The sequence below is a fragment of the Aeromonas sp. OTU364 genome, from assembly GCF_038440395.1.
Lineage (GTDB): Bacteria > Pseudomonadota > Gammaproteobacteria > Enterobacterales > Aeromonadaceae > Aeromonas.
Genome location: NZ_JASATR010000002.1, coordinates 130,767 through 155,767, shown reverse-complemented (window position 1 = coordinate 155,767; position 25,001 = coordinate 130,767). Strand labels below are relative to the sequence as shown.

Below are 25,001 nucleotides of genomic sequence, written 5' to 3'. Positions count from 1 at the left end.
TAGCGCCCCCTGACAAGATGCCGCCCTCAGGCGGCATCCGTCTTTGCGGACCCGGGCTTGCACGGCGTCTTCGCCAGCTCGCCCACCACGCAGTTTCGCCCCGCCATCTTGGCCATGTAGAGGCACTCATCCGCCCGGTTGAGCAGCTCCTCGACGCTCTCCCCGCGCAGGGACAGGGTCAGGCCTATGCTCACCGTCACCTCCAGCAGTTCATCCGAGGTCGGGCTCTTCACCAGCCGCGCCTCCACCGCCACCCTCAGTCGCTCGGCGATCCGTTTCGCCTGGGCCAGCTCGGCGCAGTTGGGCAGCAGTATGGCAAACTCCTCGCCGCCGTAGCGACCGAGCACCATGCCGGGCTCCAGCTGCTCCGCCAGGGTCGCCGCCACCTCCTTGAGCACGGCATCTCCCGCCAGATGGCCGAAGGTGTCGTTGATGCGCTTGAATCTGTCCAGATCCAGCAGCAGCACGGCAAAGGATGCCTGCTTGCGGATCATGCTGACCCTGGCCTTCTCGAGCCGCTTCATCAGCAGGCGGCGGTTCATCATGCCGGTCAGCTCGTCCGTGGTGGACTCCCGATAGAGCTGCAGCAGCATGTTGAGCTGGCCGCACTGCACCCAGGCACTCGCCACCGTGAAGAGCCCCAGCAGCCAGACCTGGTTGAGGGTCTGCACGCTCAGGAGCGGCTGGCCCACCAGCAGCCAGTTACCCGCCAGCATGGTGATCAGTATGCCCCCCGCCAGTTGCAGGCTGAGGGAGAGCGGTATGGGGAAGATGGCAAACAGGCTGATGAGCAGATAGGGGAAGGCCATGTAGCCCGCCTGCAGCTCCTGATCCGTCCCGAAGCTGTGCAGACAGATGAGGGAGAAGAGCATCATCACCGCCATCAGGTAGCCCAGAGCCAGCTTCATGCGCTCGCGCTTGAAGTGGATGAGATAGGAGAGGGGGATCAGGGGAGAGAGGGCCAGCAGGCAGAAGATCCTGACCTGAAACAGTTCGTCAAACTGGGTGGCGGGCAGGGTCAGCCAGTCCACCAGCGCCCAGGCAGGCAAGCCTACCATCAGCAGGCAGGTGAGCAGGCGCAGACGCACCGTCATAAAGCCCATGCGGGTCAGGGTGAAATCTTCGGAGTGGGCACGGGCACTCCAGAACTCCGACAGCTTCAGCATCCAGAGTCTCCATTTTACAACTGAGGGCTCATTCTACACCGTCCCTCCCTGGATGCATCAGCATGTCCCCCATTTATAACGAGAACTGCCTCACACAAACCGGCGGATCATAATCGCCGCGCGCAAACGTTTCAACCCATCGAAAAATAAACCGACCATTGCTCCAATTAGCGCTGGTCAGCCCAGGTTCAGCCACTAGAATAGCGCCCAATTTTCTCCCCCTCCCCACACTCAGAGGTATTTATGGAACAGGCTGCCGCCGTGCGCGCGACTCCAGAGACCCACCCCCCCAGGCGAGCCCACAGCGAGCTCATCTATGGCATAGACGAGGTTCCGCCCCTGCCCCAGACCCTGTTCGCCGCCCTTCAGCACATGCTCGCCATGTTTGTCGCCATCATCACCCCGCCCCTCATCATCGCCAATGCCCTGGGCCTCCCGGCCGCCGACACCCGCTACATCGTCTCCATGTCCCTGGTCATGTCCGGCATCGCCTCCTTCATCCAGACCCGCCGCTTCGGCCCCCTTGGTTCGGGCCTGCTCTCGGTGCAGGGCACCAGCTTCAACTTCCTCGGCCCCATCATCGCCTCCGGCCTGGCCCTCAAGCAGGCCGCCATGCCCACGGAAGATCTGCTGGGCACCCTGTTCGGCACCATGCTGGCGGCCGCCCTCACCATAGTGGTGATGAGCCGCTTCCTGCATCTGGTCAAGCGCATCATCACCCCCCTGGTGACCGGCATAGTGGTGCTGCTCATCGGCCTGACCCTGATCAAGGTGGGCCTCATCAGCATGGGTGGCGGCTATGCCGCGCTCTCGGACGGCAGCTTCGCCAGCCACACCAACCTCTTCCTCTCCCTGCTGGTGCTCGGCCTCATCGTGTTGCTGCAGCGCAGCCGCAACCCCTGGCTGCGCCTCTCCGCCATCATGATCGCCATGCTGGCGGGCTACGCTGTCGCCCTGCTGCTGGGCAAGGTCAACCCTCCCACCTTCGAAGGCCCCCTGGTGATGGTGCCCATCCCGCTCCACTACGGCATCGGCTTTGACTGGCAGCTGTTCGTGCCGCTCGCCATCATCTTCGTGGTGACGGCGCTGGAAGCCATAGGCGACATGACGGCCACCTCGGACATCTCCGGCGAGCCGCTGGACGGACCCGTCTACATGGCGCGGATCAAGGGGGGCGTGCTGGCCGATGGCGCCAACTCCATGCTGGCGGCGGTCTTCTCCACCTTCCCCATGTCCACCTTCGCCCAGAACAACGGCGTCATCCAGCTGACCGGGGTCGCCAGCCGCCATGTCGGCCTCTTCATCGCCGCCATGCTGGCCCTGCTCGGCCTCTTCCCGGCGGTGGCGAGCCTGGTGCAGCAGATCCCCGAGCCCGTGCTGGGGGGCGCCACCATCGTCATGTTCGGCACCATAGCCGCCGCCGGGGTACGCATCATCTCCCGCGAGGAGCTGGACCGCCGCGCCCTGATGATACTGGCGGTGTCGCTGGCCATGGGGCTGGGTGTCGCCCAGGTGCCCGAGGTGCTGCAACACCTGCCGGAGCTGGCCAGAAGCGTGCTCTCCTACGGCGTCGCCACCGGCGGCCTCACCGCCATCGTGATGAACCTGCTGCTGCCCAAGCGCGGCGGCGCACAGGCCTGACGCGCTCCAGAGCGAACAGGTAAAGCCCCGCCGTGCGGGGCTTTACCTTGTTTGTCGCCCCGGGTACTGTGCTGGGCAGCCTCTGCTCAGGATGCCTTTCATGCCCTATACCCTGCTTCCCCCCCTGCCCGCCCGCCACACCCCGGATCAGATACTGGCCAAGGAGCAGCGCTGGCTGCGGGAGTGCGCCCATGACGGCCAGCCCCGCGCCCACCTCTGGCAGGCGCCCCAATGCCTTGTCGTCACCCGCAAGGACGTGCGCCTGCCCCGCTATCAGGCGGCCTGCGAGCAGCTCGCCGCCGAAGGCTGGCCCGTCCATGTGCGGGACAGCGGCGGCACCGCCGTGCCCCACGGGGCCGGCATCCTCAACATGTCTATCTTGCTGCCCCGTACCACCACGGATCTTGGCCACTACTACCATCTGCTGGGGGCGCCGCTGCTGACCCTGCTGGGCGAATACGGTCTAGAGGGAAACTATGACTTCGTGCCCGGATCCTTTTGCGACGGCCAGTACAATCTGGTGATCGGGGGCCGCAAGGTCACCGGCACAGCCCAGCGCTGGCTGGCGCCGGGGCAGGATCACGGGGGCGCCGTGCTGGCCCAGGCCATGTTGCTGGTAGCGGGGGATGTGGACGAAGGCACCCGGATGGCGAGCCGCTTCTACGAGCTGGCGGGCGGGGAGCTGCGTTTCTTGCCCGGCACCTCCACTACCCTGGCGCAGCAGATCCATTGGCAGGGGAGCGAGGAAGCGCTGGTGGAGAGAGTGCGAGGGCGGCTGGCGCGACTGCTGACGGAGAGTCAGATGCCCTTACCCTGATCCCCCGGAGGGAGCGCCTCCTCCATGCGCCATCCATAAAAAAGCCACGACCCGGGTCGTGGCTTTGCTTTTCCGCATTGGGCGAACACAGATTCAGGCGGTCTGCGGCTCGGGCTCGGACTCCGTATCGCTGTCCCGGTCCCGACTGAAGTAGGCCCGGGTCTCGGCGATCACCACGTGGCGCAGGCCGATGAGGCCGATGAGGTTGGGTACCGCCATCAGGCCGTTGACGATGTCCGCCAGCAGCCAAATCATGTCCAGATGGAGGAAGGCGCCGCTCGCCACCAGCACCAGATAGACCAGGCGGTAGGGCTTGATCGCCTTGACCCCGAACAGGTACTCGGTGCAGCGCTCGCCGTAGTAGTTCCAGCCGAGGATGGTGGTAAAGGCGAAGAACAGGAGGCCGATGCTCACCAGATACTGGCCGACATGGGCGTCCAGCCCCTGGGCAAAGGCCTGGCTGGTCATGGCGGCGCCGCTCAAGTCCCCGCTCCACACGCCGGTCACCACCAGGGTCAGGCCCGTCATGGTGCAGATGATGATGGTGTCGATGAAGGTGCCGGTCATGGAGACCAGCCCCTGCTCCACGCAGGAGTCCGTCTTGGCCGCCGCCGCGGCTATGGGGGCCGAGCCCAGTCCGGATTCGTTGGAGAAGACCCCCCGTGCCACCCCGGACTGGATCGCCAGCATGATGCCGGCCCCGACGAAGCCGCCGGTGGCCGCATGGCCGGTGAAGGCGCTCTCGATCACCAGCATGACGGCGTCGGGCAAGGCACTGGCGTTGTTCACCAGCACGCCCAGACAGGCGAGTATGTAGAAGATGGCCATGAAGGGGACCACCTTGCTCGAGACGCTGGAGATGGACTGGATGCCCCCCAGGGTCACCAGGGCCACTATCAGGGTCAGCACTACCGCGGTCACTTCACGGGGCACCGAGAAGGAGAGGCTCATGGCATCACTGATGGCGTTGACCTGAGGGAAGGTGCCGATGCCGAAGAAGGCGACGCCTATGCCGAACAGGGCGAACAGCTTGGCCAGCGGCCTGGAACCCAGCCCCTTCTCCAGATAGTACATGGGGCCGCCCGCCATCTGGCCGTTGGCATCCTGCTCGCGGTATTTGACCGCCAGCAGGCACTCGGCGTACTTGGTGGCCATGCCGAACAGGGCCGCCATCCACATCCAGAACAGGGCGCCGGGACCGCCGAGCTTGATGGCGGTGGCCACCCCGACGATGTTGCCTGTGCCTATGGTGGCGGAGAGGGCGGTGCACAGGGCGGCGAAGCTGGAGACATCCCCCTGCTTGCCCTGACCCTGATCCCGGCCAAAGACCAGCTTGAGGGCGAGCGGCAAGCGCACGACCTGAAGCAGACCCAATCGCCAGGTGAGATAGATACCGGTCCCGACCAGCAGGATCAGCAGGGGTGGACCCCAGACAAAGCTATCGATGGCGGCGAGCGCCGATTGAATTGATGACATGCATCCTCCTTAAAAAACAACGATTAAGGAGGAGAAGGATGATCTTCCCATAGGTGTCGCGATCGGCCAGAGGCGATCGGATGCGGGCCAAAAACGTGCTCACACTCTTACTGCGAGGCCGTGACAAGGCTCATGCGCTGCTCGGAAGCCTCATGTATTCACATACACTCCGGTTCCTGCGCTGCTCTTTACCTTGCTGACGACCTCTCGTGACAGATCGTGAACAGTTCTAAGCTCAGGTACAACCATCCCATCCCCTCTGTCCTTTTGCCTGAGAGTTTCCGGCGCCAGCCAGCCCTTGCGGGTCGTCATAGTGCCTTGCTCCTTCGGCGCCCGATCTAACGGGTCTCTCCAGAGTATCGTCCAGTAGCAGTCCACACCGGTTGCCCGGTACCTGAAAGATTCACTTCTTCGGTGGATGGTCCCCCATCGCTCTCCTGCTACCTTCATCCGAACTAGTTTGGATTAGGAAGCGGGCATGTTAATCCAAAAAATGTGAGCTGTCTCCCACTCGGCCAGCCTCGGCGCCGCTTTTTTCTGTCCAGGCCATGAGCGGAGCCATGTTAAATGCTCATTAACTATCAATAGCTTATGAAGTCTTCTCTGCCAATGCTGCGCACCGGCAGGGGCAGAGTGCCCCATATCAAGATGATGTTTCGTCTCGACCAGAAATACTTGCCAACATATCCAATCAAAATGCTTGCACACAAACTCAATAAGTCGATAATCCCGCGCATAACTAAGCACTTTGCAAGGGAGTTATGCATTGTGCCTGGTCGGTCCCTCCGGACCACTCGCCTGAGCCGGCCGTCGCCGGTTCAATCGCATATGGCTTGGGCATATCACGCCCCCTAAGGATGATCAAAAGAGAATGAACGAGACCCTGGTCGCACAAGATTACCGTCAGCTGGTTGAACAATTTGGCTCCCCCCTGCTGCTGCTCGACAAGGCAGCCGTCCGCAAACAGTATCGGGCCCTGGTGGCCGCCCTGCCCGATGTGCGCTTGCATTATGCACTCAAGCCCCTGCCCCATGAGGCTGTGGTCTCTGTCTTGAAGGAAGAGGGGGCCTGTTTCGATCTGGCCACCAATGGCGAAGTGGATCTGGTGCGCAGCCAAGGGGTTCGCCCGGGACGCTGCATTCACACCCATCCCATCAAGCGCGACAGCGACATCCGTTATGCGCTGGAATTTGGCTGTACCGTGTTCGTCTACGACAACCCGCTGGAGCTGGAGAAGTTCCTGCCCTACAAGGACGAGGTCAAACTGCTGCTGCGTGTCAGCTTCCCGAATCCCGAGACCAAGGTCGATCTCTCCAAGAAGTTCGGCTGCACCCCGGAGCAGGCGCTGCCGCTGCTGCAACTGGCCCAGGCCAAGGGGATCAAGGTGATGGGGCTGTCGTTCCACGTCGGCTCCCAGGTGCCCCACCCCCGTCGCCACGTGCAGGCCATCGACGCCTGCCGCGAGATCATGGAGCAGGCCTGGGATCTCGGCCTCAAGCCCTGGGTGCTGGACATCGGCGGCGGTTTCCCGGTGGATTATGAGGGCGGCGAGTTCGACATCGACGGCTTCTGCGCCCCGATCCGCGAGGCGCTGGCCAAGCTGCCCGCCACGGTACAGAAGATTGCCGAGCCGGGCCGTTTCATCAGCGCACCGGCCATGACCTCGGTCGCCAGCGTGATGGGCAAGGCCCACCGCGGCGACAAGATCTGGTACTACCTGGATGACGGCCTCTACGGCAGCTACAACGGTCAGCTCTATGACCACGTCACCTACCCGGTGAGCACCCCCTACGCCCAGGGCCAGCTGCACAATGCCGTGCTCTCCGGCCCCACCTGCGACAGCGTGGACGTCATTCGCGACGGCATCATGCTGCCGGATCTCGCCATCGGCGAGCTGGTCATAGGCCGGGTGATGGGTGCCTACACCTGGGCGTCGGCCTCCACCTTCAACTTCTTCCCCAAGGCGAGCATCCTCATCCTGGACAGCGCCCAGAAGCAGAAGCTGGTGGCAGTGGCCTGATCGGTTTGACCACGCCGGCAACATAGAGAAGGGGAGCCATTGGCTCCCCTTCTTGTTTGTCTTGTCGTGCTCTATCAGAACTGGCTGGTCAACAGCCAACCGGTATAGGCGACGAAGATGCAGAGCAAGATGCCCCCTTCCACCCTGTTGATGCGGCCCTGTCCCTTGCGGCCCAGGCACATCACCAGCAGCAGCAGGGTCAGCCCCATCATCAGGCTCCAGTCGCGGGAGAGCACCGCCGGGTCCACGTCCAGGGGCGCTATGCCGGCGGCGATGCCCACCACGGCCAGGGTGTTGAACAGGTTGGAGCCAAGCACGTTGCCGAGGGCCAGATCGTGCTCCTTCTTCTTGATGGCCATCAGGGAGGAGGCGAGCTCCGGCAGCGAGGTGCCCACCGCCACTATGGTCAGACCGATGACCAGGTCGCTGATGCCAAATGCCTGGGCTATGGTCACCGCGCCCCACACCAGCAGGCGGGAAGCGCCCACCAGGAGTACCAGGCCGACGATCAACCAGAAGATGGCCTTCTTGAGCGGCATGGCTTCGCTGTCGAGCTCCACGTTCACGTCTTCGTCCAGGGCGTCTCCCTTGCCCTTGATCCCGGTCCAGATGGACCAGCCCAGCAGCGCGATGAAGACGCCACCCAGAATGAGGGCGTCGCCACGCCCCAGGTGACCATCGATGAGCAAGGCACCGGTCAGCAGGGTGATGCCGAGCAGTATGGGGATCTCCTTGCGCACCACCTGGGAGGAGACGGCGATGGGGCTGATGAGGGCTGTCAGCCCGAGAATGAGGGCGATGTTGGTGATGTTGGAACCATAGGCGTTGCCGAGCGCCAGGCCCGGGTTACCCTGCATGGATGCCAGGGCCGAGACTACCATCTCGGGAGCCGAGGTACCAAAACCGATGATCACCATGCCGATCAGCAGCGGCGGCATGCCGGCATAACGGGCGGTGGCGGCGGCGCCGTCCACAAATTTATCCGCACTCCAGACCAGCAACGCCAGTCCGGCAATCAGGGCAACAAAAGCCAGGGTCATATTCTTCCATCTCGTCGACTGCAAACACGAGAGCCAGGCGGCTAGCCTGGCTCCATCCAAACGCGGCCTCAGTGTATCGAGCCGCCTTGCTATTTCAAGCTGAAATCAAACGACGATTAACAATTCACAAGGCGGCCAGCAGGCTCTGTGCATCCGACACCTCGAACTTGCCGGGAGCCTCCACGAACAGTTGCTCGACCACGCCGTCATGGGCGATCAGGGCAAAGCGCTGGGCACGCAGGCCGCCGAAGGCGCCGGTCTCCTTGGCAAGGCCGAGGGCCCGGGTCCAGCTGCCGTCCCCATCTGCCAACATGGTGATGGCGTCGGCATTCTGGGCCGCCTGCCACGCCCTCATCACGAAGGCGTCGTTGACCGACAGACAATAGAGGGCATCGACGCCCTTGGCCTTGAACTGATCCGCCAGCACCACATAACCGGGCAAGTGGGCGTTGGAGCAGGTGGGGGTGAAGGCCCCCGGCACCGCGAACAACACCACCTTCTTGCCCGCAAACAGGGCCTGGGTATCCTTCACCTGCTTGCCCTCGGCGCTGATGAAGGTAAATTCTCCTGCGGGCAGGGATTGACCGACCGTGATCATGATGACTCATCCTTCTGTGGTTCAAAGAGGCCCAGTCTACCCCAATCCACCCACAGGTGAACGGGTTCATCCGGGCGCAGTAAAGAGAACGCGCAACAAGCGTTTGCGGCCGCTAACCCTGGCCCGCTTGCGAACGTCGCGCCTGCCAGGTGGCGATGGCCAACAATGAATCCGGCGTGAATTCATCGGCCCGCTCAGCTATCTCGGCCAGGCTCATCCAGTGCACCTCGCTCACCTCTTCGGCCTGCAGTTGCAGCGGCCCCTGATAGTGACAGCTGAACAGACCGCCCCAGACCCGATAGCCTCCCCCGCTCGCCTCCCCTTCGGCGTAGAAGGTGCCAAAGTCGTGCAGGGGCACGCCGTGGATCCCCAGCTCCTCGGCCAGCTCGCGCCGGGCGGAGGGCTCCATCGCCTCCCCAGTGGTCACCACGCCACCGGCGCAGGCGTCCAGCATGCCGGGACAAAAATCCTTGCTCGGAGTGCGCCGCTGCACCAGCACGCGCCCGGCCTCATCGAGCACCAGGATATAGCTGGCGCGATGGCGCAAATTCTCCCGACGCACCCGGGGGCGCTCGGCCACCCCGATCACCCTGTCCTGCTCGTCTACTACGTCCACCCACTCCACGTGCGGCACCTTGTCCATCCTGCGATGGCCGCAGTATATCGGGGCCGGGGCCGGGGGCTGCACTACTTTTTCAATGCCGGGAGCAGGATGCCAGCCCTCCATAATAAGGATTCATACAAACCTTCATCAAGTGTCACATCAGTGTCATGGTGAGGCGGCATAGTGTGCCCTGTCCAAACAACAGGGTCTCTTGCCATGAAGGTGTTCAAGCAGTTGTCTCCTCGTCGAATTGCCCGCTATATCAAAAGCTTCCATCACGGCAGCTTCATGGTAGAGGCACTGGGACGATTCGAGTTTCAGGGGGGAGTCATCGATGTGAAGACGCTGGACTGCCGTCAGGCGCTGAGCCTGGCCCGGCAGATCAATCTGGCCGTGCGCGATCTGCGCACCAGTACCCTGTTGCCGGGCTGACATACTCCTTTCCGTTTGTAGTCTGCTTTCATGCATGTCTTTGCCCGCCGCTCACCGAGCCGGCGGGCTATTTTCAATGGGGTTGGCCCCGCCTGATCCGCCTCAGTGCTGCAGGATCTGGGAGAGAAACAGCTTGGTCCGCTCCGACTGGGGGTGATCGAAGAACTGATCCGGCACGTTCTCCTCGATGATCTGGCCGCGGTCCATGAAGATCACCCGATCCGCCACCTGCTTGGCAAAGCCCATCTCGTGGGTGACGCAGAGCATGGTCATCCCCTCGTGGGCCAGCTCCACCATGACATCCAGCACCTCGCGCACCATCTCGGGATCCAGCGCCGAGGTCGGCTCGTCAAACAGCATCACCTGGGGATTCATGCAGAGGCTGCGGGCGATGGCGACCCGTTGCTGCTGACCACCGGAGAGCTGGCCCGGGTACTTGAGGGCCTGCTCCGGGATCCTGACCCGGCGCAGGAAGGTCATGGCGATCTCCTCGGCCTCCTTGCGTGGCAACTGCTTGACCCAGATGGGGGCCAGGCAGCAGTTCTCCAGCACCGTCAGATGGGGGAAGAGGTTGAAGTGCTGGAACACCATGCCCACCTCCCGGCGTACCGTCTCTATGTTCTTGAGATCCGACGTCAGGGCCGTGCCCTTGACCAGGATGTCACCGCTCTGATGCTCCTCCAGCCGGTTGATGCAGCGGATCATGGTGGACTTGCCCGAGCCAGACGGCCCGCAGATGACGATCTTCTCCCCCCTGCCCACCTGCAGATTGATGTTGCGCAGCACATGAAACTCACCGTACCACTTGTTGACATCCTTGAGTTCTACCACAGCGTCCGTTTTCATCTCGAAACTACTCCTAATGCTTGTGACCGGTGTTGAGTTTGCGCTCCAGATAGATGGAGTAGCGGGACATGCCAAAACAGAACATCCAGAAGATCATGGCGATGAACACATAGGCCTCGGTGGAGAATCCCAGCCAGGCCGGATCCGCCAGCGCCACCTTGGAGATAGCCAGCAGATCGAAGAGCCCTATGATCAACACCAGGCTGGTGTCCTTGAACAGGGAGATAAAGGTGTTCACCAGGGAGGGAATGGTGATCTTGAGAGCCTGGGGCATGATGACCAGTCCCATCACCTTCCAGTAGGAGAGCCCCAGGGCTTCACCCGCCTCGTACTGTCCCTTGGGGATCGCCTGCAGCCCGCCCCTCACCACCTCGGCCACATAGGCCGCCTGGAACAGAATGATGCCGATGAGCGCCCTCAGCAGCTTGTCGAGCTCCACCTCGGTACTCATGAACAGCGGCAGCATGACGGAGGCCATGAAGAGCACCGTGATGAGCGGCACTGCCCGCCAGAACTCGATATAGACGGTGGATAGGCTGGAGATGACCGGCATGTGGGAGCGGCGCCCCAATGCCAGCAGGATGCCGAACGGCAGGGCGACCACTATGCCCACCACCGCCAGCACCAGAGTCAGCATCAGGCCGCCCCAGCGGTTGGTTTCCACCACCTCGAGACCGGCCCCGCCGTGGATCAGCACGAAGGCAATGACAGGGAACACCAGCAGGGTAAAGAGCGCCAGCCAGCCCTTGCGCGGGGTGCGCGGCCAGATCAGCAGCGCCAGCAGCACGGCCAGACCGGCGAAGGCCAGATTGATGCGCCAATACTGATCGACCGGGTAAAAGCCGTAGAGGTATTGCCCCAGACGGCTCTCGATAAAGACCCAGCAGGCCCCGCCCTGGGCACAGTCGGCGCGGCTGCTCCCCTGCCAGTTAGCGGAGAAGATGGCCCAGTCCAGCGCCGACCAGAGCAGTGGCAGCAGCAGGTAGGCAAGCACCAGGGTCAGCAGGCCGTTCCACCAGTTGGGGAAGAGGTTCTGCCTGACCCAGGCGACCAGCCCCCGGCGATGATTGGGAGGCGGCAGCGCCTCCTGCAACTCGTTCACAAACATGACAGCTCCCTAGCGCTCGACCAGCGTCATCCTGCGGTTGTAGATGTTCATCAGGACTGAGGTGGTGATACTGATGATGAGATAGACCCCCATGGTCATGGCGATCACCTCGATGGCCTGCCCGGTCTGGTTGAGGGTGGTGCCCATGAACACAGAGACCAGGTCCGGATAACCGATGGCGGTGGCCAGCGAGGAGTTCTTGGTGAGGTTCAGGTACTGGCTGGTCAGCGGGGGAATGATGACCCGCATCGCCTGGGGAATGACCACCAGCCGCAGCGTCTTGGTGGACGAGAGCCCGAGGGCGGAAGCGGCTTCGGTCTGCCCCTTGCTGATGGCCAGTATGCCGGATCGCACTATCTCGGCGATGAAGGCCGCCGTATAGATGGTGAGCGCCAGCAGCAGGGCCGCGAGTTCCGGCAGCACCGTCAAGCCCCCCCGGAAGTTGAAGCCCTGCAGTATGGGCACGCTCCAGGAGAGCGGGCTGCCTGCCAGCAGGAAGGCGATGGCGGGAAGCAGGATCACCAGAGCGGCCGCACAGCGCCAGAACGGGAAGATCCTGCCGGTCAGCGCCTGACGGCGCCTTGCCCAGCGACTCAGTCCCCAGCTCAGGACGACAGCGACCAGCAGGGCCCAAAGCACATAGCCAAATCCCTCTTCAAACAAGGGTTTGGGCAGATAGAAGCCCCGCACGTTCAAGAAGGCGAGCCCTCCGAGCTCCACGCTCTCACGGGGAGACGGCAGGGTGCGCAGCACCGAGAAGTACCAGAAGAAGATCTGCAGCAGCAGTGGAATGTTGCGAAACGTCTCTATGTAGACTGTGGCTATCTTGGCTACCAGCCAGTTGCGGGACAGACGCGCTATCCCGAGCACGAATCCGAGCAGGGTGGCAAACAGGATGCCGAGCACCGAGACCAGCAGGGTATTGAGCAGGCCGACCACGAAGGTGCGACCGAAGGTATAGGTCTCGTCGTAGGGGATCAGGCTCTGCAGGATGCCGAACCCGGCGGTGTTGCCCAGAAAATCGAAACCTGTGGTGATGCCACGGGTCGCCAGATTGTTCAGGGCATTGTTGATGATGTAGAACAGAAACGCGAGAACGGCCGCAATGGCCAGGCACTGGAAGATCTGCGCCCGCACCTTAGCGTCATACCACCAGCGGCCCTGTTCTTTCCTATGGTTTGATGCTTGTATCGCCATGAGGATGACTCCGACAAAGCCAGGGCAAGGGGGAAATGGGGGGCCAGGCCCCCCGACAGCTGTCTAGTTAGCGGATGGGCGGGGCATACATCAGGCCACCCTTGTTCCAGAGCGCGTTGATGCCGCGGTCGATCTTGAGGGGAGAGCCGGCACCGACGTTGCGATCGAAGGACTCGCCGTAGTTGCCGACCTGCTTGACGATGTTGTAGGCCCACTTGTCATCCAGCCCCAGCACATTGCCCTTGGGCTCCTCCAGCCCCAGCAGGCGACGGATGTCCGGGTTGGTGGATTTGAGCATCTCGTCCACGTTGGCGCTGGTCACACCGGCCTCTTCGGCGTTGAGCATGGCGTAGAGACTCCAGCGCACCACCTTGAACCACTGCTCGTCACCCTGGCGCACCGCCGGGCCCAGCGGCTCCTTGGAGATGACCTCGGGCAGCACCAGGGCATCTTCCGGCTTGGTCAGCTTGATCTTGAGGGAGTAGAGCTGGGATTGATCCGAGGTCAGCACGTCACAACGCCCCGCCTCGAAGCCCTTGACGGTCTGATCCGAGGTGTCGAACACCACAGGGGTATATTTCATGCCGCCGTTGGCGCGGAAGTAATCCGCCAGATTGAGCTCTGTGGTGGTGCCGGACTGGATGCAGACGGCGGCCCCGTCCAGCTCCTTGGCACTCTTGACCCCGAGGGACTTGTTGACCAGGAAGCCCTGGCCATCGTAGTAGTTCACCCCGGCAAAGGTCAGGCCCAGCGAGCCGTCCCGGGTCAAAGTCCAGGTGGTGTTGCGCGACAGCAGATCCACTTCACCGGATTGCAGGGCGGTGAAACGCTCCTTGGCGGTGAGGGAGACATACTTGACCTTGCCGGCATCCCCGAGCACGGCCGCAGCGACGGCGCGGCACACGTCCACGTCGAGCCCTGTCCAGGTGCCCTTGGCATCCGGATTGGAGAACCCGGGCAGGCCATCACCGACCCCGCACTGCACGAACCCCTTCTTCTTCACGGCATCCAGGGTACCCTCTGCCCAGACATTGGCTGCCGCCAGCGACAGCACTATCACCATACCTGCCTTGTGTATCTGCTTCATGTCACTCTTCCCTGTGGTTTGATTCGAATTGGCACCCAAACCGAGCAAGATGCCATCGTTTCCCTGCTTTTTTGCAGCTTATCCAGCGCTTCAAAAACCTGTCAATCGGTGCAACCCGGCACAACTGTGGTGCAACAGCACAAAATATTCGAACGATGTGATATGCACTCTCAGAATCAAAAGTAGACCCTTATTCACCAAATAGCCTGCTGTTAAAGGCCATTCCCACTGTGAGGATTATTTTCACAAAAAAACGGGACGCACCGGGATGGGGCAGCGAAATCGGACTCCAACTGACTCATCAGACTCACTTTTCTATCGGCAAGCCCCAACGCGGGGAGTCAGGGGCAAATATTGGGCTGGGTCGATATGGTGCCATGGCGGGGGGAGAACAGGCTCCAACACTCAATCTTCGGGTGGGAGACGAGGCAGGGACAAGGGGCCTCAAGATAGGGGCGCCGACCCGGGGTCGGCACTTGGCGGCTCAACCGCCGCGGGGGCCGTCTTCAATCTCGGTGATGACGCCGTTTTCGACGGTGACAAACTGCATGAATTCGCTCCTGCCGAAGTTGTAGGTCCAGCGCTCGGCATACTTGACCGTCATCCGCGCCCCGAAGCCGTTCTCCTCGTAGCGTGTCAGATCCTCCTTGAGCATCGGCTGACCACAGCGGATCAGCAGCTCGGCCGTGGTGTCCCCCTCGGTCAGCAGGGCGCTCTTGCAGCGCAGGGTGCCGGCATCCACCGGCAGCGTCGCCACCAGCAGCAACCACAGTATTGGTTTCATTTTGCGCTCCATTTGAACAATGCCGCCCCCAGCATGATACACACCAGGGCAAACACCATGACCTGGGCCAACATCCCCGCCACCGTCTGCCAGCCCGCCCCTTCCAGCATGACGGCGCGGGCCGCCTCGATGATCTGGCTGAGGGGCAGACGGGCTGCCACGGCCTGCAACCAGGGGGGAGATCCCTCCAGCGAAAACCAGACGCCGGACAAGAACATCATGGGCAAGCTGATGAGATTGAGCAAACCGCTCGCCAGCTCCTCGTTCTGAATACGGGCGGCGATGAGCAACCCGAGGGAGGCCATGGCGGTCCCGCCGACCAGGGCGATGAAGAGCAGCAACCAGCCTGAGCCGAGCAGGGGCACATCCAGCAGCCAGTAAGCCACCAGGAAGACCAGCAGACTCACCACCAGGGTGATCAGCACCCGCGACAGCAACTGGGCGCAGAGAAACTCGGCCGCCGACAGCGGGGTGGCGCGCAAGCGCTTGAGCACCCCGTTCTTGCGATAGCGCACGATGACGAAGCCGACCCCGAACAGACCGGAGAACATCAGGTTCATGCCGATCACCCCGGGCAGCAACCAGTCGCCATAGCGGATGGCCCGGCCGCTCAGTGCCTCTCGTTGCAAGGGCGCGCGCACCGCCTGGCGCAGCAGGTACTCGGCCATGGCCCCCTGGGGGGCATCCGGGTTGACCCAGTAGTGGCCACGCGCCGGTGACAGCAGCAAGTCCAGCTGATGGTGGCGCACCTTGAGGATCCCTCTCGCCTCGTCGTCATAGGGGAGGAGCTTGAGCAGCGGGATATGGGCCAGGGGCTGATATGCCGTCGTCAGCGCCCCCACCACCCCTATCTGCACCAGCGGCTTGGGGGGGCCCGAGAAGATGAGGGAGAAGCCAATCACCAGCAGGAGCGGAAAGAGCAGGTTCCAGACCAGGGCTGCCCTGTCGCGCACGAACTCCAGGGTGCGGGCATAAAAGAGGGCGCCTATGCGCCTTAGGGATCCCGTCATCTTTCGCTCCTTGCACAGGCTGACTTCGGCGGCATGCCGGCAGGTGCCGCAGTTGGGCGCCGCCATGGGGCGGCGTTCATGCACCGCTCCGGAGGCTGTGGCCGGTCAGGTGCAGGAAGAGATCCTCCAGGTTGGGGGAGCGCACCTGCATGCCGGTCAGCGGCACCCCCAGGCCCAGCAGCCGCGGCAGCAAGGCCGCCACGTCGGGGCAGTTAAGCTCCACCTGATCCCCGTGTGGCCGCAGCGGATAACCCAGGCTGGCGAGGGCCGGGTGATCCGCGAGACGCACCAGCACACCGTCGAAGTGCCGCGCCAGCAGGGCCGCCGGCGTGTCCAGGCTGAGCAGATGGCCGTGATCCACGATGGCGATGCGATCGCACAGTTGCTGGGCCTCGTCCATGTAGTGGGTGGTGAGCACCACCGTCTTGCCCTGGGCCTTGATCGCCTCGATCCGCTGCCAGAAGTGGTGACGGGCCTGGGGGTCCAGCCCTGTGGTGGGTTCGTCCAGAAACAGCAGTTCGGGATCCCCGAGCAGGGCCAGGGCCAGCAGCAGGCGCTGACGCTGGCCGCCGGAGAGCTTGCGGCTGTCCCTGTCGATGAACTCCCCAAGGGCGCACAGATCGATGAGCAGTTCCCGTGGCAGGGGGTTGGGATAGAGGCTGGCGAACAGGCGCAGGGTGTCGCGCACCGTCAGAAAATCCTGCAGCGCCGTGTGCTGGAACTGGATGCCGATGCGGGAGCGATAATCGGGGCCGCGGGGGGCGCCATGAAACAGGATCTGCCCGCTGTCCGGGGTGAGGATCCCCTCGAGCAGCTCTATGGTGGTGGTCTTGCCCGCCCCGTTCGGGCCGAGCAGGCCGAAACAGCTCCCGGCGGGAATGGCAAAGCTGAGTCCGTCCACCGCCCTGACACCCGGAAAGTGCTTGATGAGATCGACGACTTCGATGATGGCAGCCATGGCCTGTCTCCCTGGGTGGCCGAGAGTGCGACGTCCTGACTATATCCAAATCTCCCGAGAAGGCCATGGCTCATCCACCAGGGCGTGGCGGCGCGCAAAAACAAACGGCGACCCAGGGGTCGCCGTCTGCATCACGCCAGCCAGATCACAGGATGTCCAGCAGCTCCACTTCGAAGACCAGAGCGGAGTAAGGCGGGATGGAGCCGGCGCCACGGGCACCGTAAGCCAGATCCTGCGGAATGTAGAGCTTCCACTTGGAGCCAACCGGCATCATCTGCAGCGCTTCCACCCAGCCGGCGATGACGCCGGTGACCGGGAATTCGGCAGGCTGGCCGCGAGCGACCGAGCTGTCGAACACGCCACCGTGGGTGAAGGTACCGTGGTAGTGCACACGCACGGACTGACCGGCCACCGGCACGGCGCCGTTGCCTTCTACCATGACTTCGTATTGCAGACCGGAGTCGGTCACTTTCACGTCGGCGCGCTTGGCGTTGTCGGCCAGGAAGGCTTCGCCATCGGCGGCGGCGGCCTTGGCGACGACTTCCTGCTCTTCCTGCATGCGGGCGGTGATGACCTGGAAGGCATCATTGATATCGTCACGGCTGACCGCGAACTCCAGGCCGTTCAGGGCATCTGCCAGACCTTGTTGCAGGGCAGGGATATCCAGACCGGCGAAGGCTTGCTGCGCCAGCTGATCACCCATGTTGCGGCCGATGCCATAGCTGGCCTTCTGTTCGATAGAGTCGTATTGGGACATTGAGATGTTGCTCCGGGTCCTAAGGGTAAAAGAGACGGGATAATATCAGACTTTTTGGCGAGGTGCTGCCGGCTGCCATCCTGATTTCCCCGCCCGTGGGAGAGACTTCACACAAGAAGGGGATGAACGCCGCCCATCGGCGGCGATCTGCTCAGGCGCGATCCAGCAAGGCCCGCACCGCTGCCACCTTGGCGCCGTCGGTAATATTGACCCGGCCGTCGTCCGAGGTGCCCATGTTCACACACATGAGGAGGCACCATGCCGCCGCGCGGCACCTATCAGGCCTTGTCCAGCAAAGCCCGCACCGCGGCCACCTTGGCGCCGTCGGTGATATTGACCCGGCCGTCGTCCGAGGTGCCCATGTTCACACACATGAGGAGGCACCATGCCGCCGCGCGGCACCTATCAGGCCTTGTCCAGCAAAGCCCTCACCGCTGCCACCTTGGCGCCGTCGGTAATATTGACCCGGCCGTCGTCCGAAGTACCCATGTTCACCCCGTGGGGCACCATGCCGCCGCGCCAGCCCATGCCGGACATGTGCACCTCGCTCACCCCGGTGAACTCGAGTATGGTGCGCACGTTGTCGGCATTGACCCCGGCGCCGGGCATCAGGCTGGAGCGGCCCGCCAGGGTCTGCTGCATCGCCTGCAGTGTCTCCAGACCCGCCAGGGCGGTCGGGGCATGGCCAGAGCTCAGGATCCGCTCACAGCCGGCCGCCACTATGGTCTCCAGATCGGCGCGCCAGTTGGAGCTGAGATCGATGGCGCGATGGAAGGTGACCCCCAGGGGACCGGCCGCCTCGACCAGCTGTTGCAATTGGGCGGCAGGCACCCTGCCCCCCTCGTCGAGCAGACCCACCACCACCCCTTGCAGGCCCGCAGAGCGCGCCGCCGCGATATCCAGCAGCATGAGTTCGAACTCGGCGGCACTGAAGCAGAAATCCCCGGCACGGGGGCGGATCATGGCGTAAACCGGCACGCTGGCGTGGCGGGCAGCAAGCTGCATGAAACCATAGGAGGGGGTGAGACCACCCAGCCCCAGCGCAGAGCAGAGCTCGATGCGATCCGCGCCGGACCGCTCTGCGGTGAACAGGGATTCCAGGTTGTCGATGCAGATTTCAAGACGGGTCATGATGACTCCTTATCCAGGGAGATCAGACCCAGTGCCTGATCTCATAAATTGAGCAGGGCGGCGCCACGCACGCCACCGGCGCCGCCGAAGCGGGCCTGGCGGATAGCCGGCAGGGCGACACCGGGCAGCAGATGGCCGGGCAGACGCCTGGGCAGCTCCTCATACAGGGCGGGCAGCCCGCTGAGGCCGCCCCCCAGCACCACCACCTCGGGGTCTATCACAGAGATGGCGGTGGCGAGCCCGGCGGCCAGGATCTCCAGCCAGCAGTCGATGGCCGAGAGCGCCGCAGGTTCCCGGGCCTCGGCACGGGCGACTATCTGGTGGCCGCTGGCGCGCTCGCCGCGAAAGTGGTGATAGAGCCGCTCCAGGCCGGTGCCCGAGGCGTAGGTTTCGAAACAGACCAGGCGGCCGCAGCCGCAGCGGGGACGGGGCAGGTCGGGGTATTTCATCAATATGGTGGCCGGCAGCGGGTAATGGCCTATCTCCCCCGCCAGCCAGTTTCGACCCTGGATGAGCCTGCCCGCCAGGTAGACGGCGCCACCTATGCCGGTGCCAATGGTCACCCCCAGCGCACTCTCGGCCGCGGCGGCGGCCCCCTGATGCACTTCGGACCAGAGGAAGCAGTTGGCGTCGTTGTCGACGCTGACGGTGCGCGCCAGTCGTGCGGCCAGATCCGCGCCCAGATGACGACCGTGAATGGCGGGCAGGTTCGCCGCCACTATGCTCCCATCCAGGCGATTGATGATGCCGGGAAACCCGATGCCGACGGCCCCTTTCGCACCGAAGCGGGCGTCCGCCGCCTCGACACGCGTCAGGATCAGCTGCAACAGCCCCTCGTAATCATTGCCGGGGGTGCTCATGCGCTCTTCGTGACAGAGGTTCAGGCCACCGTCATACACCGCGAAGGCAATCTTGGTACCACCAATATCAAATCCGTAATACATGCCACACTCCCTTGCCGGTGAACCGGGTCACCTCAGTCTGTCCAGATGGGGCACATTGTATTAATTCGCAAAAAAAATAAAGTAACCATGGGCGAAAAACGGGAGCCAGCTCAAAGCAAACGGAACATTTGTCGCTGAAGACAGGGTTGTCCCAGGCTCGTCAGGGTGCGCTCCTGGCCGTCAAACACGAAGCCGCGGCGCAGGTAGAACCCCTCGCCGATGTGATTGCCATCGAGCAGCCATAGCCTGACGCACTCGCAGCCGGCCCGGCGCATCTGCACCGCCACCGCCTGCCACAACCGTTTGCCATGGCCCCGACGCCAGTGTTCCGGGTGCAGATAGAGCGCCCGGATGCGCGCCGTCATCATCCCCTCCTCATGGGCTGGGTGCCAATAGAGCAGGCCGATGACGACCTCGTCCTGGCAGAGCAGCATGGGAACGGGGGCCGGCTCGGCGAGCCGGCGGCGCCAGATCTGCAGATGCTCGGTGACCGCCAGCTGGGCCAGCAGATCCTCACCGAGCACGCCGCCATAGGCCGCCAGCCAGCTGGCCCGCTGCATCACCGTCATGGCGGCGGCATCGGCGGGACGGGCCAGCCGCAGGCTTATGCCTTGCACTTGGGCTCCAGCCCTGCGGCTCGCGCCTGCTGATACAGGGGCTGCACCTCGGCCTGCTGGGCCTGCAGTTCGGCGATGCGATTCTCGTCGCTCGGGTGGGTGGAGAGCAGCTGGGGTGGCGCCTTGCCACCGGAGGCGGTACTCATGTTCTGCCACAGGGGGATGGCCTCGGCCGGATTGAAGCCGGCGCGAGCCATCAGCTCCAGACCGAGTCTGTCGGCCTCGCTCTCCTGGGTTCTGCCATAGGGCAGGGTGATCCCCACCTGAACCCCGAGCCCGAGCGCCGCCATGGTGGCACCACCCCCCTGGTTGCTGCCGATGGCCGCATCGGCCACCGCCAGTCCTATGCCGGTCAGCTGATCCCGGGAGAGGCGTTCGTTGGAGTGCTGTGCCAGCACGTGGGTCAGCTCGTGGCCGATGACGGTGGCGAGCTGATCCTGATTCTTGGCGACCTTGAGCAGGCCGCTGTAGACGCCGATCTTGCCCCCCGGCAGGGCGAAGGCGTTGACCTCCTTGGAGTCAAACACCACCACCTCCCAGCTGGTGATGCCATAGCTGGCAGGCACCTGGGCGGTGACCGCCTTGGCCACGCAGGAGACATAGGCATTCACCCTGGCATCCTTGCTCACCTTCTCCTGCTTCTTCATCTGCTCGAAGGAGTCGGCCCCCAGCTGGTTCATCTGCTGGGGGGAGAAGAGCAGCATCTGGCTGCGGCCGGTCGGCGACTGGGCACAACCGGCCAGCAGGGCGCTGCACAAGGCTGCCAGGCCGAATTTGGACAGGGAAGATGCACGCATGAGAGGGTCCTTTACCGTGAAGTTGCCCTATTCTCGGGAATGCCGCCCTCCGGTGCAAGCCAGGTGCCACCCCATGCGACCAAAAAGATCCCGTGGCGCCAAAATAAAAACGAGCCCGTGCGGGCTCGTTTGTTTGCGGTGCAGAAGCGGGATTACATGATGCCCAGCTTCTTCAGATCGGCTTCGGCGATCTTGGCAGGAACCGGTACATAACCATCCTTGGCGACTATGGTCTGACCCGCCTTGGAGAGCATCATCTTCACAAACTCTTGCTCCATCGGGGAGAGCGGCTTGTTCGGAGCCTTGTTCACGTAAACGTACAGGAAGCGGGAGAGCGGGTACTTGCCGGTCAAGGCGTTGTCTGCGGTCGCTTCGACGAAGGTAGTGCCGTCCTTGGAGAGCGGTACGGCGCGCACGCCGGAGGTGACGTAGCCGATGCCGGAGTAGCCGATGCTGTTCAGGGAAGCGGAGACGGATTGCACCACGGAGGCGGAGCCCGGCTGCTCGTTCACGCCGCTCTTGAAGTCACCGTTGCACAGGGCGTGCTCCTTGAAGTAACCGTAGGTGCCGGAGACAGAGTTGCGACCGAACAGTTGCAGATCCTTGCTGGACCAGTTGCCATCCAGACCCAGATCGGACCATTTGGTGGCGGCCTTGGCTTCGCCGCACTTGAGGGTGCTGGAGAAGATGGAGTCAACCTGCTCCATGGTCAGCCCCTTGATGGGGTTGTCCTTGTTCACGAACACCGCCAGGGCATCGACCGCGACGCGGATGGCAGTCGGCTTGTAGCCGTAGCGCTTCTCGAACGCCTCTTCCTCACCGGCCTTCATGGCACGGCTCATGGGACCAAACTGGGCGACGCCCTCGGTCAGGGCAGTCGGGGCTGTGGAGGAACCGGCGGCCTGGATCTGCACGTTGACGTTGGGGTAGACACGCTTAAATTCTTCGGCCCACAGGGTCATCATGTTGGCCAGGGTGTCTGAGCCCACGGAGGACAGGTTGCCCGAGATGCCACTGGTCGGGGCGTAATCCGGCAGATCTTTATCCACACCGGCAGCCAGGGCGCTGACGGAAAACAGGGTTGCTGCGGTGAATCCGATTACACCAGCCAGTTTGTTGAGTTTCATCCAATCTCTCCAAAGTTACAGAAGGCAATTGCCAATACATGGCGCCGATTAACACTGTCTTGCGGTGGTCAACCCGACTGCATCAGTCAGATTGTTGAGTTCTATTCCGTCCCCTCTTTCCCAAGGTGACGCTGGGTCTGTTCTTAAGACGGCGCCAGTATCTGACCTGGCAGTGACAAATTTATGGAATTTATATGACACTTTGATGACATGGGCCGGGCGCGGCACAAATGCCAAGGGGGCCGCTCTCGCCGCCCCCTTTCTTATTGCTAACCCTTTGTCAAAAAAGACTATTTAACCACCACCATACGGCCGGGAATGAGGAAGCTGAAACGGCTGCCCTGGCCGACCCGGCTCTCTATCTCGAGCTGGGCATCGTGATGACTCAGGGCATGCTTGACGATGGCGAGGCCAAGGCCTGAGCCGCCGGTGTGGCGGGATCTGGCCTTGTCGACCCGATAGAAGCGCTCGGTGAGCCGCGCCAGGTGTTCCGGGGCTATCCCCTCCCCCTCGTCCTGCACCACAAAGAGCGCCATGGCCCCCTGCTTGCGCCACTCCACCGTGATCTTGCGACCGGCCGGGGTGTAGTGAATGGCGTTGTAGACCAGGTTGGAGACGGCGCTGCGCAGCTGGTCCCTGTCCCCCTTCACGAACAGATTGGACTGCACCTGGAACTCTATCTGATGGGCACTCTCTCCCGACAGGGCCCGCGCCTCCTGCTCCAGCAGCCCCAGCATGGCGGGCATGTCCACCAGATGGGAGAGATCCACGGTCGGGGCCGCCTCGATGCGCGACAGGGTGAGCAGCTGATTGACCAGGTTGTCCATGCGGATGGTCTGCTCCATCATCACCTTGTGCGCCTTGGCCCACATGGCGGGGGGTGGCGGCTCCTCGGTCATCTCCAGATAGCCCTTGAGCACGGTGAGCGGGGTGCGCAGCTCGTGGGAGACGTTGGAGACGAAGTGCTTGCGGGTCTTCTCCAGGCTGCGCAGCCGGGTCACGTCCCGCACCACCAGCATGGCCTGATCCTCGGCATAGGGCATGATGCGAAACTCGAGAAACTTCTCCTCGTTGATGGGGGAGCTCATCTCGAACGGCTCGTCATACTGCCCCTTGCCGAGGTAGGCGACGAAACCGGGGTGACGGATGAGGTTGCCGATGTGCTGGCCGGCATCCTCGGGCCAGCGAAAGCCGAGCAACTGCTCCGCCAGCCGGTTGCACCAGAGGATGCTGCCGTCGGTGCGAAACACCACGGCGGCATCGGGCAGGGCCTCTGCCCCCTCCCGAAACCGGCGGATGAGGCCCGCCAGCTCGCGGCGCCTTGCACGGTGGCGCTGCTGCAACTTGTAGATGCCATTGAAGATGTATTCCCAACTGCCGCTGCCATGGGGCGGCACCAGGCTGCGATCGTGCCACAGCCAGTCCGACAGCCGCTTCTGGAAGCGGTAGTGCCAGCCCAGGTGCAGCACGGTCGCCACCAGCAGGCAGAGGGAGAGGTGTTCTATCAACCAACCTACCAAGACGAAGGGGGCGTAGAAGAACGCCATTCGCCACAACTGTCGCCGCCAGGCGTAAGGTTGCAACATGTTATCCCCTAGAGACGGGTTGAGAAGCGGTATCCGGCTCCACGCACCGTCTGGATCAATCTGTCGTGCCCGGTCTCTTCGATGGCCTTGCGCAGGCGACGGATGTGCACGTCCACCGTCCTGTCTTCTACATAGACATTGGTGCCCCAGACATTGTTCAGCAGTTGCTCGCGGCTATAGACCCGCTCGGGATGGGTCATGAAGAAGTGCAGCAGCTTGAACTCGGTCGGCCCCATGTCCAGCGCCTTCTCCTCGGCGCTGACCCTGTGGGAGACAGGATCCAGCTTGAGCCCCTGCACCTCGATCACCTCGTCCACCGAGGTGGGGGAGACCCGGCGCATCACGGCGTGCAGGCGGGCGGTCAGCTCCTTGGGCGAGAACGGCTTGGTGATGTAGTCGTCGGCGCCCGCTTCCAGCCCGCGTACCTTGTCCTCCTCCTCGCCACGGGCGGTCAGCATCACCACGGGGATCTGGCGGGTCACCTCGTCCTGCTTGAGCTGCTTGATGAACTGGATGCCGCTGCCACCTGGCATCATCCAGTCCAGTACGATGAGCTCGGGGTAAGGTTCACGCACCTTCGCCAGTCCATCGGCATAATCTTCTGCCTCAACCGTCTCATATCCTTTTTGCTCGAGCACGAAGCAGAGCATCTCGCGGATTGGTGCCTCGTCCTCGACCACCAGAATTCGCTTAGCCATATCCCTTCTCTCTCCTCTGTGAAGATGGGTGCGCCAATTATTAGAACTTTCTGTGACACTTTTATGACTTTATGACAGGCCGGATGATAAACGTTTTCAGATTCAACTGGCAGCAGCGAGTTGCAGCAGGTCCCAGCGGTTACCACTGATGTCCTCGAACACCACCACTGTGCCATAGGGCTCCTGGCGGGGCTGTTCACAAAAATGGACACCGTACGCCTGCATGCGCTGGTAATCCCCCCAGAAGTCGTCTGTCTCGAGGAACAGGAAGACCCGGCCTCCTCCCTGCCGCCCGATGGCGGCCTGCTGTTCGGGGGTGGCCGCACGGGCCAGCAGCAGGGCAGAGCCGGGAGCGCCTTGCGGAGCGACCCGCACCCAGCGCTTGCCCGGTTTGCCCGGCTCGTCGAGGGGCGTGTCTTCGAGCAGCGCGAACCCCAGCCCCTGGGTGAAGAAGGCGATGGCCTCGTCATAATCGGCCACCAGCAGGGCCAAGGCGCCCAGGTGTTGTGACATGGAGATACTCCTCGATGGATGAGTGAAGGGGGCCAAGCCCCGGCTGG

The 25,001-nt window shown here is 63.0% G+C and carries 26 protein-coding genes, 1 pseudogene and 1 riboswitch; of the genes and pseudogenes, 4 read left to right on the top strand and 23 right to left on the bottom strand.

Annotation, left to right across the window (positions count from 1 at the left end):
• Nucleotides 1-26: 26 nt before the first annotated feature.
• Nucleotides 27-1,166: a GGDEF domain-containing protein gene (locus tag AAHB08_RS03605; protein ID WP_342058125.1), complete on the bottom strand. Its 1,140-nt coding sequence runs from the start codon at nt 1,164-1,166 to the stop codon at nt 27-29.
• A 243-nt stretch (nt 1,167-1,409) separates the two neighbouring features.
• Here AAHB08_RS03605 and AAHB08_RS03600 point away from each other — a divergent pair, with 243 nt between their 5' ends.
• Nucleotides 1,410-2,807: a nucleobase:cation symporter-2 family protein gene (locus AAHB08_RS03600; protein ID WP_342058124.1), complete on the top strand. Its 1,398-nt coding sequence runs from the start codon at nt 1,410-1,412 to the stop codon at nt 2,805-2,807.
• Between the two features lie 100 nt (nt 2,808-2,907).
• Complete coding sequence (locus tag AAHB08_RS03595) at nt 2,908-3,624, top strand: lipoyl protein ligase domain-containing protein (protein WP_342058123.1); 717 nt, start codon at nt 2,908-2,910, stop codon at nt 3,622-3,624.
• Nucleotides 3,625-3,717: 93 nt separating this feature from the next.
• On the opposite strand, the gene AAHB08_RS03590 is transcribed toward AAHB08_RS03595, so the two are convergent.
• Nucleotides 3,718-5,100: an alanine/glycine:cation symporter family protein gene (locus AAHB08_RS03590; RefSeq protein ID WP_342058122.1), complete on the bottom strand. Its 1,383-nt coding sequence runs from the start codon at nt 5,098-5,100 to the stop codon at nt 3,718-3,720.
• A gap of 249 nt (nt 5,101-5,349) precedes the next feature.
• Nucleotides 5,350-5,465, bottom strand: a riboswitch (glycine riboswitch).
• Between the two features lie 506 nt (nt 5,466-5,971).
• Between AAHB08_RS03590 and AAHB08_RS03585 the strand changes: the two genes are divergently transcribed.
• Nucleotides 5,972-7,120, top strand: a complete 1,149-nt coding sequence (locus AAHB08_RS03585; RefSeq protein WP_342058121.1) for a type III PLP-dependent enzyme — start codon at nt 5,972-5,974, stop codon at nt 7,118-7,120.
• 74 nt (nt 7,121-7,194) lie between these two features.
• On the opposite strand, the gene AAHB08_RS03580 is transcribed toward AAHB08_RS03585, so the two are convergent.
• The 3 genes from AAHB08_RS03580 to yfcD form a co-directional block, all read right to left on the bottom strand.
• Nucleotides 7,195-8,160, bottom strand: coding sequence for a calcium/sodium antiporter (locus tag AAHB08_RS03580; RefSeq protein ID WP_202046889.1), 966 nt, complete (start codon nt 8,158-8,160; stop codon nt 7,195-7,197).
• Nucleotides 8,161-8,284: 124 nt separating this feature from the next.
• Complete coding sequence (locus AAHB08_RS03575; RefSeq protein WP_319917207.1) at nt 8,285-8,758, bottom strand: peroxiredoxin; 474 nt, start codon at nt 8,756-8,758, stop codon at nt 8,285-8,287.
• Between the two features lie 112 nt (nt 8,759-8,870).
• The gene (gene yfcD, locus AAHB08_RS03570; RefSeq protein ID WP_342058120.1) at nt 8,871-9,401 is read right to left on the bottom strand and encodes an NUDIX hydrolase YfcD; all 531 of its coding nucleotides are present in this window, start codon (nt 9,399-9,401) and stop codon (nt 8,871-8,873) included.
• 177 nt (nt 9,402-9,578) lie between these two features.
• Here yfcD and AAHB08_RS03565 point away from each other — a divergent pair, with 177 nt between their 5' ends.
• Nucleotides 9,579-9,794: a DUF1107 family protein gene (locus tag AAHB08_RS03565; RefSeq protein WP_139438188.1), complete on the top strand. Its 216-nt coding sequence runs from the start codon at nt 9,579-9,581 to the stop codon at nt 9,792-9,794.
• A 102-nt stretch (nt 9,795-9,896) separates the two neighbouring features.
• On the opposite strand, the gene AAHB08_RS03560 is transcribed toward AAHB08_RS03565, so the two are convergent.
• From AAHB08_RS03560 to AAHB08_RS03475, 18 genes and pseudogenes are all read right to left on the bottom strand, one after another.
• Nucleotides 9,897-10,640, bottom strand: coding sequence for an amino acid ABC transporter ATP-binding protein (locus AAHB08_RS03560; protein ID WP_005328952.1), 744 nt, complete (start codon nt 10,638-10,640; stop codon nt 9,897-9,899).
• Nucleotides 10,641-10,653: 13 nt separating this feature from the next.
• Nucleotides 10,654-11,748: an amino acid ABC transporter permease gene (locus AAHB08_RS03555; RefSeq protein WP_202046892.1), complete on the bottom strand. Its 1,095-nt coding sequence runs from the start codon at nt 11,746-11,748 to the stop codon at nt 10,654-10,656.
• Between the two features lie 9 nt (nt 11,749-11,757).
• Nucleotides 11,758-12,945, bottom strand: a complete 1,188-nt coding sequence (locus tag AAHB08_RS03550) for an amino acid ABC transporter permease (RefSeq protein WP_342058119.1) — start codon at nt 12,943-12,945, stop codon at nt 11,758-11,760.
• Nucleotides 12,946-13,012: 67 nt separating this feature from the next.
• A complete protein-coding gene (locus AAHB08_RS03545; RefSeq protein WP_202046893.1) occupies nt 13,013-14,032 on the bottom strand; it encodes an amino acid ABC transporter substrate-binding protein in 1,020 nt (339 codons plus the stop codon).
• 484 nt (nt 14,033-14,516) lie between these two features.
• Nucleotides 14,517-14,816 (bottom strand): DUF2845 domain-containing protein, encoded by a 300-nt coding sequence (locus AAHB08_RS03540; protein WP_139438182.1) that lies wholly within the window; start codon nt 14,814-14,816, stop codon nt 14,517-14,519.
• On the bottom strand, nt 14,813-15,826 hold the full coding sequence (locus AAHB08_RS03535) for an ABC transporter permease (RefSeq protein ID WP_342058118.1): 1,014 nt from the start codon (nt 15,824-15,826) through the stop codon (nt 14,813-14,815). The genes AAHB08_RS03540 and AAHB08_RS03535 overlap by 4 nt, the downstream gene beginning before the upstream one ends.
• A 76-nt stretch (nt 15,827-15,902) precedes the next feature.
• Complete coding sequence (locus AAHB08_RS03530; protein ID WP_265436858.1) at nt 15,903-16,784, bottom strand: ABC transporter ATP-binding protein; 882 nt, start codon at nt 16,782-16,784, stop codon at nt 15,903-15,905.
• A 145-nt stretch (nt 16,785-16,929) separates the two neighbouring features.
• On the bottom strand, nt 16,930-17,541 hold the full coding sequence (locus AAHB08_RS03525) for an FKBP-type peptidyl-prolyl cis-trans isomerase (protein ID WP_342058117.1): 612 nt from the start codon (nt 17,539-17,541) through the stop codon (nt 16,930-16,932).
• Nucleotides 17,542-17,692: 151 nt separating this feature from the next.
• Nucleotides 17,693-17,810: pseudogene (locus tag AAHB08_RS03520) on the bottom strand (copper homeostasis protein CutC); the annotation flags it as partial.
• Between the two features lie 9 nt (nt 17,811-17,819).
• Nucleotides 17,820-17,915 carry a copper homeostasis protein CutC gene (locus AAHB08_RS03515; RefSeq protein ID WP_404838586.1) on the bottom strand — a complete coding sequence of 32 codons (96 nt, stop codon included), beginning with the start codon at nt 17,913-17,915 and terminating at the stop codon, nt 17,820-17,822.
• 31 nt (nt 17,916-17,946) lie between these two features.
• Entirely contained in the window at nt 17,947-18,672 is a 726-nt protein-coding gene (locus AAHB08_RS03510; RefSeq protein ID WP_342058116.1) for a copper homeostasis protein CutC, read from the bottom strand.
• Between the two features lie 41 nt (nt 18,673-18,713).
• Nucleotides 18,714-19,616, bottom strand: coding sequence for an ROK family protein (locus AAHB08_RS03505; protein ID WP_342058115.1), 903 nt, complete (start codon nt 19,614-19,616; stop codon nt 18,714-18,716).
• Nucleotides 19,617-19,726: 110 nt separating this feature from the next.
• Entirely contained in the window at nt 19,727-20,233 is a 507-nt protein-coding gene (locus tag AAHB08_RS03500) for a GNAT family N-acetyltransferase (RefSeq protein WP_139438168.1), read from the bottom strand.
• Nucleotides 20,221-21,030, bottom strand: a complete 810-nt coding sequence (locus tag AAHB08_RS03495) for a M48 family metallopeptidase (protein ID WP_342058114.1) — start codon at nt 21,028-21,030, stop codon at nt 20,221-20,223. The genes AAHB08_RS03500 and AAHB08_RS03495 overlap by 13 nt, the downstream gene beginning before the upstream one ends.
• Before the next feature lie 152 nt (nt 21,031-21,182).
• Nucleotides 21,183-22,157, bottom strand: coding sequence for a PstS family phosphate ABC transporter substrate-binding protein (locus tag AAHB08_RS03490; RefSeq protein WP_342058113.1), 975 nt, complete (start codon nt 22,155-22,157; stop codon nt 21,183-21,185).
• A gap of 290 nt (nt 22,158-22,447) precedes the next feature.
• Nucleotides 22,448-23,743 (bottom strand): phosphate regulon sensor histidine kinase PhoR, encoded by a 1,296-nt coding sequence (gene phoR, locus AAHB08_RS03485; protein WP_042648619.1) that lies wholly within the window; start codon nt 23,741-23,743, stop codon nt 22,448-22,450.
• Nucleotides 23,744-23,751: 8 nt separating this feature from the next.
• Nucleotides 23,752-24,441 carry a phosphate regulon transcriptional regulator PhoB gene (gene phoB, locus AAHB08_RS03480; RefSeq protein WP_041206225.1) on the bottom strand — a complete coding sequence of 230 codons (690 nt, stop codon included), beginning with the start codon at nt 24,439-24,441 and terminating at the stop codon, nt 23,752-23,754.
• 102 nt (nt 24,442-24,543) lie between these two features.
• Nucleotides 24,544-24,954 (bottom strand): VOC family protein, encoded by a 411-nt coding sequence (locus AAHB08_RS03475; RefSeq protein ID WP_202046898.1) that lies wholly within the window; start codon nt 24,952-24,954, stop codon nt 24,544-24,546.
• Between the last annotated feature and the right edge of the window lie 47 nt (nt 24,955-25,001).

Bases quoted from the DNA above. Each gene is read 5' to 3' on its own strand.
- AAHB08_RS03505 (WP_342058115.1), bottom strand. From the start codon at position 19,616: ATGTATTACGGATTTGATATTGGTGGTACCAAGATTGCCTTCGCGGTG.
- AAHB08_RS03580 (WP_202046889.1), bottom strand. From the start codon at position 8,160: ATGACCCTGGCTTTTGTTGCCCTGATTGCCGGACTGGCGTTGCTGGTC.
- AAHB08_RS03510 (WP_342058116.1), bottom strand. From the start codon at position 18,672: ATGACCCGTCTTGAAATCTGCATCGACAACCTGGAATCCCTGTTCACC.
- AAHB08_RS03535 (WP_342058118.1), bottom strand. From the start codon at position 15,826: ATGACGGGATCCCTAAGGCGCATAGGCGCCCTCTTTTATGCCCGCACC.
- AAHB08_RS03565 (WP_139438188.1), top strand. From the start codon at position 9,579: ATGAAGGTGTTCAAGCAGTTGTCTCCTCGTCGAATTGCCCGCTATATC.
- phoB (WP_041206225.1), bottom strand. From the start codon at position 24,441: ATGGCTAAGCGAATTCTGGTGGTCGAGGACGAGGCACCAATCCGCGAG.
- AAHB08_RS03490 (WP_342058113.1), bottom strand. From the start codon at position 22,157: ATGAAACTCAACAAACTGGCTGGTGTAATCGGATTCACCGCAGCAACC.
- AAHB08_RS03595 (WP_342058123.1), top strand. From the start codon at position 2,908: ATGCCCTATACCCTGCTTCCCCCCCTGCCCGCCCGCCACACCCCGGAT.
- AAHB08_RS03550 (WP_342058119.1), bottom strand. From the start codon at position 12,945: ATGGCGATACAAGCATCAAACCATAGGAAAGAACAGGGCCGCTGGTGG.
- AAHB08_RS03560 (WP_005328952.1), bottom strand. From the start codon at position 10,640: ATGAAAACGGACGCTGTGGTAGAACTCAAGGATGTCAACAAGTGGTAC.
- AAHB08_RS03475 (WP_202046898.1), bottom strand. From the start codon at position 24,954: ATGTCACAACACCTGGGCGCCTTGGCCCTGCTGGTGGCCGATTATGAC.
- AAHB08_RS03605 (WP_342058125.1), bottom strand. From the start codon at position 1,166: ATGCTGAAGCTGTCGGAGTTCTGGAGTGCCCGTGCCCACTCCGAAGAT.
- phoR (WP_042648619.1), bottom strand. From the start codon at position 23,743: ATGTTGCAACCTTACGCCTGGCGGCGACAGTTGTGGCGAATGGCGTTC.
- AAHB08_RS03585 (WP_342058121.1), top strand. From the start codon at position 5,972: ATGAACGAGACCCTGGTCGCACAAGATTACCGTCAGCTGGTTGAACAA.
- AAHB08_RS03540 (WP_139438182.1), bottom strand. From the start codon at position 14,816: ATGAAACCAATACTGTGGTTGCTGCTGGTGGCGACGCTGCCGGTGGAT.
- AAHB08_RS03515 (WP_404838586.1), bottom strand. From the start codon at position 17,915: ATGTGTGTGAACATGGGCACCTCGGACGACGGCCGGGTCAATATCACC.
- AAHB08_RS03590 (WP_342058122.1), bottom strand. From the start codon at position 5,100: ATGTCATCAATTCAATCGGCGCTCGCCGCCATCGATAGCTTTGTCTGG.
- AAHB08_RS03600 (WP_342058124.1), top strand. From the start codon at position 1,410: ATGGAACAGGCTGCCGCCGTGCGCGCGACTCCAGAGACCCACCCCCCC.
- AAHB08_RS03545 (WP_202046893.1), bottom strand. From the start codon at position 14,032: ATGAAGCAGATACACAAGGCAGGTATGGTGATAGTGCTGTCGCTGGCG.
- AAHB08_RS03575 (WP_319917207.1), bottom strand. From the start codon at position 8,758: ATGATCACGGTCGGTCAATCCCTGCCCGCAGGAGAATTTACCTTCATC.
- AAHB08_RS03555 (WP_202046892.1), bottom strand. From the start codon at position 11,748: ATGTTTGTGAACGAGTTGCAGGAGGCGCTGCCGCCTCCCAATCATCGC.
- yfcD (WP_342058120.1), bottom strand. From the start codon at position 9,401: ATGGACAAGGTGCCGCACGTGGAGTGGGTGGACGTAGTAGACGAGCAG.
- AAHB08_RS03530 (WP_265436858.1), bottom strand. From the start codon at position 16,784: ATGGCTGCCATCATCGAAGTCGTCGATCTCATCAAGCACTTTCCGGGT.
- AAHB08_RS03525 (WP_342058117.1), bottom strand. From the start codon at position 17,541: ATGTCCCAATACGACTCTATCGAACAGAAGGCCAGCTATGGCATCGGC.
- AAHB08_RS03495 (WP_342058114.1), bottom strand. From the start codon at position 21,030: ATGCGTGCATCTTCCCTGTCCAAATTCGGCCTGGCAGCCTTGTGCAGC.